Source organism: Anaeromassilibacillus sp. An250, assembly GCF_002159845.1.
GTDB classification, from domain to species: domain Bacteria; phylum Bacillota; class Clostridia; order Oscillospirales; family Acutalibacteraceae; genus Anaeromassilibacillus; species Anaeromassilibacillus stercoravium.
In genome coordinates this window covers 16,316-32,598 of record NZ_NFJK01000004.1, presented here as the reverse complement: position 1 = coordinate 32,598, position 16,283 = coordinate 16,316, and the positions used below count along the sequence as shown (strand labels likewise).

Below are 16,283 nucleotides of genomic sequence, written 5' to 3'. Positions count from 1 at the left end.
TATAGGCTAAAATAAGAATCACCATACTATTCTTATACTATGCAGGTTTTCACCTGCCGAAAGGGGAAAAATTTATTTATGCCTCCGGAACCCGCAGGCCATTTATGGCCGCTGTCAACGAGTGTCCAACCCGCCCAGGCGGAATCATCCTTCTCTGTGTTTTCCATTATCCTGCTGATTATCTTGATCTTGGTCAATGCGTTTTTCGCAGCGTCTGAGATCGCAGTCATCACCCTGAACGACAACAAGGTCCGCAAAATGGCAGAGGAGGGCGATAAGCGCGCTAAGCGCGTCCTCAAGCTCACCAAGGATTCCAGCCGTTTTTTGGCCACCATCCAGGTCGGCGTAACATTGGCAGGTTTCTTGACCTCAGCAGCGGCTTCGCAAACATTTGCCGGGAAACTGGCCGACGCGCTATCGTTCATACCCATTTCGCACGATATCCTCTTTGGCGTGTCCACCGTCCTAGTCACCCTGCTGCTCTCCTATTTTTCGTTGATCTTCGGCGAATTGGTGCCGAAAAAGATCGCTATGCAGCGGGCGGAATCGCTTTCCTTTAAATTCTCCGGCATTTTAAACGCCGTCTCCTCCATCTTCCACCCGTTTATCTCCTTCCTGACCGCATCGACCAATTTCGTGCTCAAATTGATGGGATATGACCCCAACAAAGATGAACAGACGGTCACCGAGGAAGAAATCCTCATGATGGTGGACCAGGGCGAAGAAACCGGCGTGATCGGGGAGAGCGCCAAGGACATGATCTCGAACATCTTCGATTTCAGCGACGCGACCATCGACGAGGCGATGACGCACCGTACGGACATCACTGCGGTGGAGGACACCGCAACCATCCAGGATGTTGTGAACCTCTCTTTGGAAGACGGCTTTTCCCGCATCCCCGTATACCACGAGGATCTCGACAACATCATCGGGATTATCTATGTGAAAGACCTTTTAAAATACGTTGGGAAGCAGACGGACGACCACATCCCGCTGACCAGCCTGATGCGGAGCGTCTATTTCGTCCCGGAGACCAAGCAGTGCAGCCAGCTCCTCACTGAAATGATCGAGCGCAAGCTGCAAATCGCCATCATTGTGGACGAATACGGCGGCACCGAGGGCCTCATCACCATGGAGGATCTGATGGAATCCATCGTGGGCAATATCCAGGACGAATACGACCACGAGGAAGAGGACATCTATCAGGTGGACGAGAACAAGTTTACCGTGGACGGCACCACGCCGATCGACGAAATTTCCGACCTTGTGGGCGTCGAACTGCCGGAGGGCGAATACGACACCATCGCGGGCCTTATGGTGGAAAACCTGGGGCGCATCCCAAAGCCGGAGGAACATCCGAGCATCGACATCGACTGCTTGACCTTGACCGTCCTGGCGGTGGACGACCGCCGGATTGCGAAGATCCTGATCGAAAAGCACGTCCCGCCAAAGGCGGAGGAAGAAGAAGCATCCTGACCGCATCCCAATCCGGATGCCCAGGGGGTGCCAACATTCTATATAGGCAATTCTGATACCAGCCAAGCGCATTCATGCGCTTGGCTTTTTTGTGCTTTATACAAGGTATACGCACCCAAAATTCCGCAGGCTATCCCCTGCAAAACACCCGGTTTTTTCGTGGGTTTTCGCCTGCCTCCGGAAACCGCGGCCGCCACAAAAACGACGCGCTGCGGGGAGCCATTGCCCTCCGCTAAAACGATTCACAAAATGTTCATTTTTACCTTGCTTTTCTCCGCGAATTGTAGTACATTATAGGGGCCGTCCAGCATGGATCATGCGGGCTGGGCACCGGTCAGTCGCAAACTCCTGACCTAAAAGAAAACTACGGAGGAATCTCAAATGAAAAAACAAACCCGAAGCACGGTTTTCCTGGCGCAGGGCGCCATGATTGCCGCCATCTACACGGTCCTGACGCTTCTGGCCGCCACCATGAACCTGGCCTATGGGCCGGTCCAATTCCGGTTTTCCGAAGCGCTCACCATTTTACCCTTGTTCACACCCGCAGCAATCCCTGGGCTGACCATTGGATGCCTGCTGAGCAACCTGTTCAGTGGGTATGGGGCGGCCGATATGATTTTTGGCACGCTTGCCACTCTATTGGCAGCCATAGCCACCCACATGTTGCGGAATGTAAGGATCAAACATATCCCTTGGCTGGCGCCATTGCCGCCGGTCGTTTTTAACGCCGTCATCGTCGGCGCAGAAATCGCGTTCTTTGCCCCAGAAGGTTTCCTTTGGGCCGGTTTTGCCGCTTCTGCGCTTTCCGTCGGCTTGGGGGAGCTGGCTGTTTGCTATATCTTAGGTTTGCCCCTGGCGGTATTCATGGAACGCACAGGGCTTTCCCGCTATTTGACCGATGGACCGCTTCGCCTATCCAGCCGTTAAGGGCAGCCAAAACTGGCTGTCCTGAACATAAACTGTCAACCACAAGACTATTTCGAGGTGATCGAATTGCAAGAAAGCTTTTCCTTATTCAAACGTCTAAAATCTGTCCCCCCCGTCCGATTGATTGTCGTCAGCTTTTTTGTTGTGATCATGATCGGTACAACGCTTCTGACGCTCCCCATCACAAGCCGCAGCGGGCAATTCACCGCCGTGATCGACGCGCTGTTTACCGCGACCTCCGCGACCTGCGTAACCGGCCTGGTCACATTTGACACCTGGACCCACTGGAACGTGTTCGGGCAGGTTGTGATTATCCTCTTGATCCAGACCGGCGGCCTGGGTGTGATTACCTTCACAACGGGCTTTACTCTCCTCGCCCGCCGGAAGCTGGGCTTGCGCGAATTGCAGCTCGCGTCGGAAAACACCTCCGGTGATACGATGGACGTCTATCAATTGGTTCGGACCATTTTGATCTTCACCTTTAGCAGCGAGTTGATCGGGGCAGCCGTTCTTGCACTCCGTTTTGTCCCCAAATTTGGCGCCCATGGAATATGGATCTCCGTGTTTACCGCCATATCTGCTTTTTGCAATGCCGGTTTTGACATCCTTGGCTTTGAAAAGCCGGACAACAGCTTAATCGGATATGCGAACGATCCATTAGTTTGCATTCCTGTGGCCCTATTGATCATTGTGGGCGGCCTCGGATTTATTGTGATCCATAATATTTATTATGCAAAGCTGTTCCCCAGCTTGAAAAAGAAAAAACGCTTGCCGCTAAACCTGCATTCCCGCGTCGCCATCTGCATGACGGTCGCCCTGCTTGTCATCGGTACGGTTGGTTTCCTTGCTTTTGAATGGAACAACACACTGGAGGGGAAAAATTTCTTCCAAAAGTTGTTGGTCTCCTTCTTCCAATCGACCAGCGCACGTACAGCGGGTTTCGCCTCTGTAGATATCGCCAGTGAGCACGATATCACAAAACTCCTGACGGTTATCTTGATGTTCATCGGTGCGGCGCCTGCCGGTACCGGCGGCGGTATTAAGGTGACTACATTCGTAGTCTTGGTGGCTACGGTCGTCAGCGTCATGTTTGGTAAAGAAGATACCACGTTAAACCATCGCCGGATTGAAAAGGGCACTGTTTACCGCGCCTTGTCCATTACAACTGTCTCGATGTTGGTCGTCTTTTTTGCCACAGGGGTTATCCTTGCCACAAACGACCATCCAATCAGCGCGATTGACGCCCTTTTTGAAGCAACCTCCGCATTTGGCACCGTCGGCCTGACCGCCAGCTTAACTCCGACCTTAAATTGGATTTCAAAATTTGTCTTGAGTTTGACAATGTTCATCGGGCGCGTTGGCCCTATTTCCCTTGCCTTGGCCATCGCGATCAAGCGTGCCCGCAACAAAGGGGCTATCCTGCCAGAAGGCAAAATCGTCGTCGGATAAAGGCCGCCTGGTAACGGTTGGCCAAAGGGCATGCCGCTGTTTACCACCCTGAGGGCCGGCGTCACCGGACGTGCCCTGTGTGGACAGCCGTCCATTTCCACGCAGCCCATCTCCGATGCCCTTGAGGAAACCTTTTATCGGGCTTCCCGCAACAACACACCTTCCAATAAAAGGGGTTCGGCCCGAATGCATTGGGAGGATTGGGAAAGGCTTATTGCTTGCGCCCCGCAGGCAATAAGCCTTTTTTGCCGGTCCTGCTCCCCAAGGGGGTCCCGCCCGTCCCTCTGCCCTTTCTGGAGGGACAAGGCCTGCTTCAGAAAGGCCCCTAGCTAGCCCCTCTAATTTCCAAATCTGTGCGCAATCCTCATCCGGGCAGGGCTATGCCTCTCCAGGAAAAGGCCCCTTCCCCACTTCGTACATACCTTTCCGCCGGTGGCCCCGTGCTTCTATAGGGCTGTGTCTTGGCTGCGCGAAAGCCGATAAAGCAAACAAAGGGCCCGCATTTCGAAACGAAATGCGGGCCCTATCGTTTATATTCTTCTCCCTTTGAGAAGGTTCAGCCGGCAATCCAGCCGCTCCCCTCCTTCCGGGGACACTGCCTTTCCAAAAGGTTTTCTATAGCAGGGGCTATAGGGATCACATGGCGTCGTTGCCAGAGAACTCCCCTACATAAACATTCTCTGCTTCGCCGGTGTTGTTCACGCTTCCCGTGGCTTCGCAGTCCTCTGCCGGGTCGCTCAGCATACCTGCAAAGCCGCCCACATAGATTCTGCCGGCCATGCCGGTGCTCTCGTTGCTGACATTGCCCTTTGCGCTGGAATTGGATGCCGTGCCGTTCATCCAGCCGATCAAACCGCCCAGGGCGATGGTGTCTTCATCCTGCATATCTCCGGTCATCGTCACATTGCCGGAAGCCGTGCAGCCGTCGACCATTGTATTCAAGTATCCCTCGCCGATCAGGCCGCCCACATAGACAACGGAGGTTGCCGTTCCTTCCGCCGTCACGTCCGCAGTGGACGAGCAATCCGTCAATGTGGAATCGCCGATGGCATCACCGGCCACACCGGCCAGGCCGCCCAGATAGCAGGAACCCCCTGTATCGTCCCAGGTAACCGTACCGCCGATGACATGGCAATTCTCCACGTTGGTGCTGCTCAAAACGCCTGCAAGGGCGCCGCCATATTCGCCTGTGGTGACCTGCGGGTCTACCAGCACGACATTTTTGATCTCCGCATTTTTGCAGTATGTAAACAAGCCCGCATATTTCAGAGGCTTTTCATCCTTTGCAGCTTCTACATGCAAACCCGTGATCTTGTAGCCGTTGCCGTCGAAGGTGCCGGTAAAGTTGTTTTTGCTTCCTTCCCCGCCGATCGGCTGGAAATCAACGTCAGAGAGGTCAATCCCTCTTGCAAGCTTGTAATAGCCGTCCAAATTTTCGTTGATCTTCTCGAAATCTCTGGCCTTGCGGATCCAGATCGCCTGCTCCTCCGAGCTGCCGTCGCCGTCCGTATACAGCATATCTTCGTTTCCTGCCAGCTCGCCCACGTAGGTTTCCGCTGCCGAGCCGGTGTTGCTGACGTCGCCAGTGGCGGTGCAGCCCTCTGCCGGTTCGCTCAGCGATCCAGCAAAGCCACCCACATAGATTTTGCCTGCCGTGCCGGCGCTCTCGTTGCTGACATTGCCCGACGCGCTGGAATTCACCGCTGTACCGGTTACCCATCCAACCAAACCGCCCAGGGCGATGGTCTCGTCATCCTGCGTGCTGCCGGTCATGGTCACATCGCCGGAAGCCGTGCAGCCGTCAATGGTCGAATTCAAGAACAAACCGCCGATGAGTCCGCCCAAATAGACCTTATTTTTTGCCGTCCCCACAGCCGTCACATCCGCAGAAGACGAGCAATCCTTCAGGACAGAACTGCCAGTGTCCTCGCCAATCAAACCACCTATAGAACATTCGCCCTTCGTGTAATCCCATGTGATGCTGCCGCCGTTGACCTGGCAATTTTCAATGCGGGTGTTGCTCACAACGCCTGCCAAGGCCCCGCCGTACCGGTTCGTTTCCACCTGCGGCGCTTCAAATACAAGGTTCTTGAGTTCCGCGTCTTTGCAATATCCGAACAGGCCCACATGGAGCATCTGTTTCTCCCCTTTGATCTGCATCCCCGCGATCGTGTATCCGTTGCCGTCCAAGGTGCCGGTAAATTTCTCCGTTTTGCTCCCAGCGCCTCCAATCGGTTCCCAAATCATGCCCGAGAGGTCGATATCCGATCCCAGCTCATAATACCCGTCCATATTGTCGTTGATCTTGCTGAAATCCTCTGCCGAACGGATCCAGATGGCCTGCTCTTCCGAGCTGCCGTCGCCGTCCGCTTTGAATGCGACTTCAAAGGAAGCGGTCTTATCGGTTGTAGAGACCTCAACGGTCGCATCCGGGTCCGCCAGCACATAGCCTGCGGGCAGCTTATTCGCGTCAGGCTTGAGCGTCATGGTTGTTTCCCCTTCGGGGAAGGCCACCAGGTAAGAGCCGACGGTTTCGCCGTCCTTTACCCACTGGACCGTTGCCATTTCGGCTGCGCCTGCGCCTTCGTCGGTCTGGAACGCCTTCACGACCAAATTGCCGTGGAAGTGTTTGCCTTGGTATTCATTGCCTGCTGTCTCCGGCAGATATGCGCCGACCACATAGGTCTGCTCACCATTGCCCGCTGGCAACGCCAGGCCGGGTGTATAGGATGTGCCTTCCGAATCCGGGTTAAGGTTGTCCGCTATGGGCGTCCACGACCCGTTGACCTTCTCAAAGAGAACCAGTTTCAACACATCTGCCAGGCCGTTCGTGCAAACCGCCTCACCGTTTTGACTGCTCTGCACAATGGTCTCCGTTCCGTCGGCATTTTCGGTAATTGCAATTGCTTTCTCGCCGCCTTCCGGGCATGTCGCGCTTGCCATATCCAAAGCTTCCACTGAAAGCTGGATATACGCCGGGAGTGTCCCCGCATTTTCCACAACGACCGGCTGAAAATAGACCGGTTTTGGGTCATAGCCATCCACATTTGCATTGCCGTTGCCCGCATCGTTGATCTCTTCCAAGAAATTTTGATACTGCATTGGGCGCAGGTTCACAAAGGTCAGGGGTGCGGTAGCCCCTTCGCCCGGCTCTACAGTGATGTCCAAAACGCCGGCGGTAAAGTCCGCATCCATCTTCTCCGTATCTGTAAACTATGCCATGGTCCCGCCTATCAGCAGGCAAAGCACCAGCAGGATGGATACGCCTGATAGCAATACTCTCCTTTTTTTCATGCCGAATCCTCCTCGTTATAAATGATTAATCTATCTACAGCAAAATTCCACGGCAAAAGCGTGCCATTTCGCAGTAGTATTGAATTAATAGAATTTAAATGCGTTCTTTCTTTTATTTATACATTGTATAATATAGGATGATTTTTTTACCATTCTTTGGGTTACATGTCAATCCTTCAAACAATTTGTATATATTATACGATAAAAGCAAATAACATCTGGAAAAATTGCGCTTTAAAAAACTGCATCTTGTTTGTGTGACTTTTATCCAGCAAAATGCATAAAAGCACGTGTGTATTTTTATACACACGTGCTTTTTCGGTTTTCTATTCTATTGCCCGATCACTTGCGTTCCCGCAAGACACGCAAAAGCTGTTTCTGGCTCTTGCCCTCGCACACAGCGACAATTTCATCATTCGCATGGATCACCGTATTACCATTTGGGATCATCATTGCATCCCCGCGGACAATCGAAATCACCAGCGAACTCTCTGGGAGGTCGACATCTTTCAGCGTAACGCCCTCCAAAGCGGTATCCGGCGGCAAAGTCATTGTACAAATGCCAGCGCGGCCCTTATTGAGCGTTGCCAAGAGATGCATTTCCGCGATATCGACTTCCTGTTCAATCAAATTCGTAATGATTTCCGTGCTGCTAACAACAATATCCGCTCCCAAGATGCGCAATGCATCCATGTTCCGTGGATCGTTCGCCCGTGCAATTACTTTAATCGCCTTAAATTGGCGCTTCGCGAGCTGGGAAGCCACCAGGTTGTCCTGGTCCTGGCCAGTCACCGCGATGAAGCAGTCCGCATTCTGTGTCCCTGCATCTTCCAACGTCTCAATCTCTGTTCCATCGCCGCAGATTACCTCGACATCCAGCTCATTCGCCAGCCGCATGCAGCGAAGCTTATTCTTTTCAATCAAACGCACATCATGCTTGCGGTCCAGCATAATCGTGGCCAAATGATAGCCTAATTTTCCGCCTCCAACGATTACAATACGCATCGTCTTTCCTCCCAGATAATACTATCTGTATTTTTATGTTTTAAAAATACAATCTGTTTCATTATTGTCTTAAATTTCCGAATATAGCCTTTCCCCGCTTTGCAAAAGGCAGGTGCAACCTGGCCGGGAGGCTCCCCAGCCCTACTTGACGCCCGCTGTATTGCAACAAAGGGCGGAGCGAAGGCAATCTCCCGGAAAACTCAATCGATAATCTTGGCAAACACTAGGCGGTCATTTTCCATAATCAACTGATCCTTCCGCCCGGTGTTAAGCACCATTGTCCCATCCGCATGTACAACGCCAAAGAGGATCTGCCCTTCCTTCATCGGGAACCGGTCCAGGGAAAGCCCATACCAAGCGCGGTCCGCTTCCTTGGTATAGAACCCCGCAGTTGCCGTCCCAAAGGTCACCTCTTTGGAATCCCAGGGCTGCGTCAGGGCGGCAAACATCGCGTCCCCGGCGAGCTTTGTGTGGCAGACGGTTTTTAGGCCGAACCGTTTAAAAACCTTTTCGCGCGCCGGATCTGAAATGCGCGCGACCACATTCTGGACCCCGAAAAACTCTTTTGCAATCTGTGAAATCGTGATATTCAGATTATCGTCCGGCGTACAGACCGCCACTGCATCACAGCTTTCGATCCCCGCATTTTTCAGCACATGGGTGTCCATGGGAAAGCCTGTAACAGTCATCCCATTAAAATCATCTTCCAACATCCGGAATGCATCGGTGTCAGAATCCACGATTGCAACATCGTGGCCATGATGGTCCAACAGCTCCGCCAAGCGTCTGCCCAGACGGCCGCATCCAATCACTAAAACGTTCACCCAGAATCTCCTCCCGGCAATTCAATTTGATTTTCTCCGGTGCTTGGGAAGGGCAAAGCCCATACCGCCCCATGCCACCTGGTTTCTAAAAGGATCTTTATCACGCCCCGGCCTGAAGCCAGAGGCGCTGCTCATACGCGTTTTTCCCGGTTCGATCTCGAAGGCAGGTTCATAAAAACGCATTGTATGACATCATTTGCGCTGGAGCGCCTTCCTTTTTTCTGCTTCTATACAACAAAAAAACCTTTTCCCAAAAAAGGAAAAGGGTATCCATCACGGCTCTAACGGCCGTTTGACGCAACATATGCTATTTTGTTGTACGGATCACAAGCGCCGGCCTCCATTCCATTCTCCAGTATGGGATACAAAGCCAAGTCCTCCTTCGTTGCTGGCAACAGCCATTCGCCTGCCCAGCAGCCACAAAATTGACGGAACCAGAGAACCCCCTGGAAAAAGCCCTTGCACGGGGCACTTCCATCTGCTGATTGATCCAACGATGCAGCTCCCTTCGCCTGAACCCTTTCAGATTCAGGCCGCCGGAACCCGGCGAAAGAAGGATGCATCCCGTGTGGGTCACCACACATATTTGGCCCGCCCGGAGGGATTCGAACCCCCGGCCTTCAGAATCGGAATCTGCTGCGATATCCAGCTTCGCTACGGGCGGATGAAGACTGTTAGTAATTATAGCACGCCCTTGGACAAATTTCAATCATTAGTTTCCCAAAACTAGGGGATTTTCCGCAGGCATTCCCAGATAAGGTTGTGCTTGAAAACTGCAATAGGGGGCATACGGTCTGCTCTTTAACCGCACGCCCCCTACAGCTTCATTATATAATGGGTTTAAGGAAGATGAAAAAGAAAAGGGTTAAGCACTTCTATCGAAGAGATTCTGCTTCCCTGGTTGCCGCCCGGCTCCCCGGGCGGCCCCAAGAGAAAAGCAGCTTTGCTGGGCAGAAGATTTCTGTTGCCCATCAACCGCGCCCAGCCTAGAAAAGTCGTTTACGCTGCAATGGTTACTACGCAATGCTGCTGTGCGGTCTGTCCCGGAAGCGTCGTGTAAACGCCGGTGGACTCGCCGACATTGCCGATTGCCCAAATGCGGAAGTAGTAGTCATTGCCGATCTGCGCAACATACTGGGTCTTGAACACGCTGCCGTTGCCCACGGTGAAGAGAGGCAGGATATTGCTGCCGTTGACCAACGTCATCTTGAAGCAATACGCCTGGCCCTGGCGGACAGTAAACGGAAGCGTCGTATCGGAACGCACATATGGTGTAAGTGTAGAAGTACCCGTGCCCGGCGTTACCACGCTGGTTCCATCACCGGTGTTGCCGTCTCTCACAGGGACATAAACCGTTGTAGAACCGCCACCGGAAGAAGAACTGCTTCTCGGCACAAGTGCCATGATCGCATCGTTGATCGCCTTCACTGCGGCGTCTACTGTGGGCTGCGTTGCGGTGGACGGCAGGGCCTTTGCGGCTGCGACTGCCTCTTCCAGGGCTGCCCAAGAATCGCCGGTGTACTTGCTTTCGGAGCGGGACTCCGCATCCTGGATTGCTGCATTCAGCTCATCGAAGTTTGCATCCAGGATCTGATACGGATAGTAAACAATGTTTGCTCTGCCATAGGAAGCATAGCTGGCTTCTCTTCTGAAATAGACGGTCGGCTCGATGCTGCCGTCGATGATGCCTTCTGCGCAGTTCATCAGGTCGTCGAGATATTCCTCTGTGAACGGTTCGAGGTTCTCATCGTGGCCCGTGCGCAGCGTTACCTGGCGGCCGTTGACCTTGTCGATGAAGTGCTGCAGGGACTTGGTATAGGTCTGGATCGAGCACATGCCGATCTGCATCCACAGGTCGCCGGAACCAACAGCGTCGCCGGTGAATACATCATCGCCATAGAACAGGACGATGGAGCCTGCGGTATGGCCCGGAACTGCGACAACTTCGAGGTTCTCGCCGTTGCCGATGTCGATCTTGTCGCCATCCTTCACGATGGATACCTTGCCGGCATCTTCGCCCATCTTCCGGATGATTGCATCTTTGTCGCCCTCTGCGACATAGACATTCTTCACCTGATCCTTGCCGACAAAGTCGTCCAAGCATCCAATGTGGTCGCCATGGTTGTGCGTCAAAACGACGTCGATATTGGCGTCTTTGTTTACCAAAACATTGTTGACAATGTAATCGAAGAGATCGCCCGCGCCCATGCCGGTATCGATCACGGTCGCGCCATCCTGGTTTTCAATGACCCAGATCTGGCCGAGTTCATAGTCGCGCACAACGGTCAGGCCCGGCTTGATGGTCTCCTGGGTGTATCCCAAGGACGGGTTCTGGGTGTGGTCCGCCGAACGGCTCCGCGACTGCTGGAACAACCAGTTGTACGGCGTGCCGTTGCGGTCGCTATATACCTTCTGCCAAACCTGATGCGGGTCCGGCGTTGTGGAGCCAGCGCTGTACTCTTCGTACTTGATGCACGGGCTGCCAACTGCTCTCAGGGCTTCCACGACCTTGCGGGTATTTTCCACCGGAACGGTGCTGTCGTCCGCATTGTGGAAGGTCCAGATTGCCATATTCTTAATCTTTTCAAACGCTGCGTTGTTGTTTGCATAGTAGCTGTCGTCCACGCCGCCACACATCGGCATTGCCGCTGCAAAGACCTCCGGATGATCGAGGATGATCTTCCAAGTGCCATAGCCGCCCATGGACAAGCCCTGGATGTAGATGCGGTCGGTATCGATGGTGTCCGCATGCGCTGCGATGAATTCATCGAGCATCTGCATGACGAGCGCCTCGTTGTCCTCCTGGACCCAGCCTTCCGCCATGCTCGGGCACTGCGGTGCCAGCACATAGCACGGATTCATATCTACGCGGTCCGCCCAAACAACAGCGCCCTTGTTTGCGATGATGTGGGAGATGTTGTTGTCGCCGGATTCGCCTGCGCCATGCAGGAAGATCACGACCGGGTACTTGCCGTTGGCATCCTTGCCAGCGGAGCGGATCGGGTCATAATAGCGGTACGGGATGGTCTTGCCAGCTTTGTTCGTAACCTCAGCCGCCTGGAAGTCGTCCACGGTCAGGTTCGTAACCGAGCTGCTCGCATAGGTCCCGCCTGCCGCTACGGTCTCGCCGTTAGCCAGCTCAACGGTGCCCACCTGGGTAACCTGATAATCCAGGTCGAACATAAAGGTCTGGAATGCGTTGTAATCAAAGTAGCTGGTGCCTGCGGTTGCATCCGTCGGGTCGAGGGAGATGATGACTTTGTTGCCATCCACCTGGACGCCGGTGATGGTCCGCATGCCAACATTGTTAAAGGTTGCATTGTCTGCGTTCTGCTCTGCGCGCACCTGATAGGTTGCAGCGGAGACAGAATCCGGGTTCACGTCGTCCGGATAGGTGACGACTGCTTCGATGACCTTCTGGCCGTCGTCCATAACCTTCGTTACGATCTCAACTTCGCAGGTATCGGTGACCTTTGCCGGATCGTAAACGATGGAAGCGGTGCCATAAGTTGCCACCTTCGCATCGCGGACATTGCCGCGGAGGTACTGCGTGCCCTCGATGGAGCCGTCCACAATGCCCTGTGCACATGCGAGGATGTCGCGGACATACTGGTCGGTCATCGTGCCGCGGTACTGGGTGTGGCCGCCGTAGACCGTCAGGTCGCGGTCGCCGATTGCATCGTTGAGATGCTGCAAGGAATCCACATAGTCTTCGATGGAGCACATGCCGATCTGCATCCAGACATAGCCGGAGCCGATGGCATCGCCGGTGAAGAGCTTGTCTTCGATCATGTAGCCGACAGAACCAGCCGTATGGCCCACGATATCGATGACCTGGAAAGACTTATTGCCGAACGGGATCTTATCACCGTCGTTGACTGCTGTGAGCTTCTCGGTGCTGACGCCCCGGCGCTCCAGGTTTGCTCTCACAGTGGCTTCGTCCGCCGCGCCGATGTAGATGTGTTCCACATCCGCTTTGTCCGCGAACTGGTATGCCTGGGCGATATGGTCGCCATGGCTGTGGGTGAGCAGGACATCAATCGTCGTTACGCTCTCAGGCAGGATGCCCTTCAAAGCGCCATACAGGTCGCCCTGGCCCATGCCGGTGTCGATCAGGACGGCGCGGTCGCCGTTGACCATCACATACATCGGGTCGACGTCATAGTCCCAGATTCCCTGCACGCCGTCGCCGTAATCCTTCACGGTGTAGAGGGTCTTCAACGGTGCGTCTGCATTGTGGTTTCTCGAAGTATTCTGCTCGAACAGCCAGTTGTAGATCTCCTGATCCTCATACACGGCTTCCCAGCTGTGATGCGGGTTCGGGGTGATGGAGCCCGGCAGATACTTGTAATACTTCACGGAATTGTTGCCGTGGGCCTGCAAAGCAGCGACTGCGTCGTCAGAGCCCTGGATATTGACGGAGGAATCGTCCTCTGCATGGGCTACCCAAATCGGGAGGTTCGCCAATGCGTCGAATGCTGCGCCGTCGTTTGCATAGAATTCGGTCGGCACACGGCCGCAGATCGGGATGGCCGCTGCGAATTTATCCGGATGGCTGAGGATCATATTCCAAGTGCCGATGCCGCCCATGGACAGGCCCTGGATATAGATGCGGCTCTCGTCCACCTTCGGATGCGCTGCGATGAATTCATCGAGCATCTGCAGGACCAACGCCTCGTTGTCCTCGCTGATCCAGCCTTCCCGTGCGGACGGGCACTGCGGGGCCAGGACATAAACGGGGTTTTCCGCTACGCGGTCGGGTTCTACCCAAGCAACCGCGCCCTTGTTTGCAATGATTTGAGAGAGGTTGTTGCTGCCGGATTCGCCGCTGCCATGCAGGAACAGGATCAGCGGATACTCGCCGTCAGCGCTCACGCCATTGACCTCGATCGGGTCGTAATAGCGGTAGTTAAGGGTCTTGCCAGCCTCGTTCGTAGCGCTTCCAACCTGGAAGTCGTCCACGATGCGGTTGGTGATCGCGGTGTCTTCGTATTTTGCCGGCTCTACAACGCCGTCCGCCGTCTCAATTTCGCCCTTCTGGGTGATGAGATAGGAGACGTCGTACACATTCGTGGTCCCGCTGTAGAAGCTGGTGACCGCGGCTGCATCATCTGTATCGAATTTCAGCGTCACAACATTGCCGTTGACATCGATATCGGTGATGGTCCGGTAGCCGTCCATATCGTTGGAACCGTCGCCATAGGTGAGGGTTGCCTTGACCTTGAAGTCGTCCTTGGAAACGCTGTCTGCATTGACGGCGCTCCCATAGGTCAAGTTGGCTTCCACAACGCGCTGGCCCTGTGGGATGACTTCCGTAACGAGTTCCACCGGGATGTCGCCGTAAGGGATGTTATAGGACATCTGCAGGTCGTCCTCGGTCAGCCCGAAGGAATCCAGGTTTGCCGCCATCATCATGCGGTCGCGCGCCGGGTAATCCGTCTTTGTTGTGCAGACCGCTGCAACGCCATCCTCGACGTCCTTGAAGTGCATGAATGCGCCGTCCGTGTCAGAGGTGCACTCTTCCCAATTCGGGAGGCCTTCGCCGTTCGGGTCGCCGGTCTTGACAAAGTTTGCCCAATAGGTGGACATGATGTCGCCCAGCTCATGGTCTGCGTCCGTCCAGTTGCGCTGGCCTTCGATGTCGTCGCGCATGGAGTTGAACATGAACCACAGCTCGCTGGAGTGGAAGGAACCGTAGAAATCTTCATCGCGGTTGCCGACCGTCTCCGGATCGTGCGGCGCCAAATCATGGTCGAAATAATACACATAGGCATTGTGGTCTTCGTTGTGGGTCTTGCCGTACTGCGCAGAGATGCGGTACTTGGCCAAGCTGCTGTCGCTGGTGGAGCGCAGGTTCATGCGATAGGCCTGCGTCTCGTTCATCGGGTTGTAAGCAGCACGGTTATAAAGCTCGCCATACTGCCGTTCCATTCTCTGATGGAACGCATCAATGTCCATCGTACCGTCCGGCGTGCCGGACAGGGAGGTGTACTCATCCGCGGTGCCGCCGATCATGATGTCGATGCCGTCGAGCGCGCCCTCGCGGGTCAGATCGATGGATTCTTCCGTAAAGACATAGTTGTCCAGCGCATTGCTGCCAGCTGCGCTCTTCAATGTGTTATAAATACTGCTCTCCATGAACGCAGATGCATCCATTTCGCGGAGCTCTTCCAGGGTGATGTCTTCGCCAAAGGCTTGTTCAATGGCGGTCTGGCATCTTTCTTCCTTGGATTCCAGAGACACGTAGCTTCCCGGAGCTGCATAGCCGCCGAAGCCGCTCTGGATGATCGCACGGTTGAAGAGGCCTTCCGTCATCTCCGTGGACAGCAGCGCCGTCACGGACATTGCGCCAGCGGACTGGCCGCAGATCGTCACGTTGTCCGGGTCGCCGCCAAAGCCTTCGATGTTTTCGTTGACCCACTCCAGCGCCTTGATCTGGTCCAGGGTGCCGTAGTTGCCGGAAACGCCTTCTTCGTTTTCCGCGCTGAGCTCGGGCAGAGCCAGGAAACCAAACAGGTTGACGCGGTACTGGATGCATACCACGATGATGCCCTGCGCCGCCAGTTTGGAGGCGTTGAACTCCATCTCGGAGGCATGGCCGTGGTCATAGCCGCCGCCGTGGATCCAAACCATAACCGGGAGCAGCTCGTCTTCCGCATGCTCCGGTGCATAGACGTTCAAATACAGGCAATCTTCGCTGATTTCCGGATTATAAGCTTCATCAAAATAGAACTCGTCCCCCCAGAACTCGCCAACGGGGTTCAAGTCTTCCGGCTGCATTGCCTGGTTGCCCCATTTGTCGCAAACGCGCACGCCGTCCCACGTCTCCGTGAGATCCTGCGGGGCTTTCCAACGCAATTCCCCTACCGGGGGCTGTGCAAACGGGACACCTTTATAAACGGTGACGCCCTCGGTATCTGAGGGGACGCCCTGGATGTCGCCGTTGACGTTACCGCCACTGCTGATCGTGACGATGCCGGGTTCTACGGTTTCCGATGCACTGCTCGACGTGGCTGCAAACGCGCTGGTGCATGTGCCGAGCAGCATCGTGAATGTGAGAACCAGCGCCAAAATGGATCGATGGATCTTTTTCATTCTGCTTTTCTCTCCTTTTCCAAAAATGTGAACTGCTAATAAACGGCCGCGCGTCTCTTCTGCATGGGCATCCCTCCATTTCCTAAAAAAGTGTGTAGAAAAGAAAGCCTGTCAAAGATTTGCTTTTGACAAGCATTGGTGCGCGTATGCAATTCTATCGTAAACGGGCCTATGGCCCAATATCACCTGTGTTTATGCAAAAAGGTTTCCAGG

The 16,283-nt window shown here is 54.4% G+C and carries 7 protein-coding genes and 1 tRNA gene; 3 read left to right on the top strand and 5 right to left on the bottom strand.

Annotation, left to right across the window (positions count from 1 at the left end; translation table 11 throughout):
- The first annotated feature begins 156 nt into the window (after nucleotides 1–156).
- The 3 genes from B5F54_RS04450 to B5F54_RS04440 all read left to right on the top strand — a co-directional run bounded on the left by B5F54_RS04450 (nucleotide 157) and on the right by B5F54_RS04440 (nucleotide 3,852).
- A complete protein-coding gene (locus tag B5F54_RS04450; RefSeq protein WP_237966913.1) occupies nucleotides 157–1,476 on the top strand; it encodes a hemolysin family protein in 1,320 nt (439 codons plus the stop codon).
- A 381-nt stretch (nucleotides 1,477–1,857) separates the two neighbouring features.
- Nucleotides 1,858–2,403: a QueT transporter family protein gene (locus B5F54_RS04445; RefSeq protein WP_087231084.1), complete on the top strand. Its 546-nt coding sequence runs from the start codon at nucleotides 1,858–1,860 to the stop codon at nucleotides 2,401–2,403.
- A gap of 57 nt (nucleotides 2,404–2,460) precedes the next feature.
- On the top strand, nucleotides 2,461–3,852 hold the full coding sequence (locus B5F54_RS04440; protein ID WP_237966914.1) for a TrkH family potassium uptake protein: 1,392 nt from the start codon (nucleotides 2,461–2,463) through the stop codon (nucleotides 3,850–3,852).
- Between the two features lie 636 nt (nucleotides 3,853–4,488).
- Here the strand turns inward: B5F54_RS04440 and B5F54_RS04435 are convergent.
- The 5 genes from B5F54_RS04435 to B5F54_RS04415 all read right to left on the bottom strand — a co-directional run bounded on the left by B5F54_RS04435 (nucleotide 4,489) and on the right by B5F54_RS04415 (nucleotide 16,070).
- Nucleotides 4,489–7,047: a GLUG motif-containing protein gene (locus tag B5F54_RS04435; RefSeq protein WP_087231081.1), complete on the bottom strand. Its 2,559-nt coding sequence runs from the start codon at nucleotides 7,045–7,047 to the stop codon at nucleotides 4,489–4,491.
- Nucleotides 7,048–7,488: 441 nt separating this feature from the next.
- Nucleotides 7,489–8,151, bottom strand: a complete 663-nt coding sequence (locus tag B5F54_RS04430) for a potassium channel family protein (RefSeq protein ID WP_087231079.1) — start codon at nucleotides 8,149–8,151, stop codon at nucleotides 7,489–7,491.
- Between the two features lie 200 nt (nucleotides 8,152–8,351).
- The gene (locus B5F54_RS04425; protein WP_237966916.1) at nucleotides 8,352–8,975 is read right to left on the bottom strand and encodes a potassium channel family protein; all 624 of its coding nucleotides are present in this window, start codon (nucleotides 8,973–8,975) and stop codon (nucleotides 8,352–8,354) included.
- 587 nt (nucleotides 8,976–9,562) lie between these two features.
- Nucleotides 9,563–9,639, bottom strand: a tRNA-Arg gene (locus B5F54_RS04420).
- Nucleotides 9,640–9,974: 335 nt separating this feature from the next.
- Nucleotides 9,975–16,070, bottom strand: coding sequence for a carboxylesterase family protein (locus tag B5F54_RS04415; RefSeq protein ID WP_087231073.1), 6,096 nt, complete (start codon nucleotides 16,068–16,070; stop codon nucleotides 9,975–9,977).
- Nucleotides 16,071–16,283: the final 213 nt, after the last annotated feature.

Bases quoted from the DNA above. Each gene is read 5' to 3' on its own strand.
- B5F54_RS04435 (WP_087231081.1), bottom strand. From the start codon at position 7,047: ATGGATGCGGACTTTACCGCCGGCGTTTTGGACATCACTGTAGAGCCG.
- B5F54_RS04415 (WP_087231073.1), bottom strand. From the start codon at position 16,070: ATGAAAAAGATCCATCGATCCATTTTGGCGCTGGTTCTCACATTCACG.
- B5F54_RS04430 (WP_087231079.1), bottom strand. From the start codon at position 8,151: ATGCGTATTGTAATCGTTGGAGGCGGAAAATTAGGCTATCATTTGGCC.
- B5F54_RS04445 (WP_087231084.1), top strand. From the start codon at position 1,858: ATGAAAAAACAAACCCGAAGCACGGTTTTCCTGGCGCAGGGCGCCATG.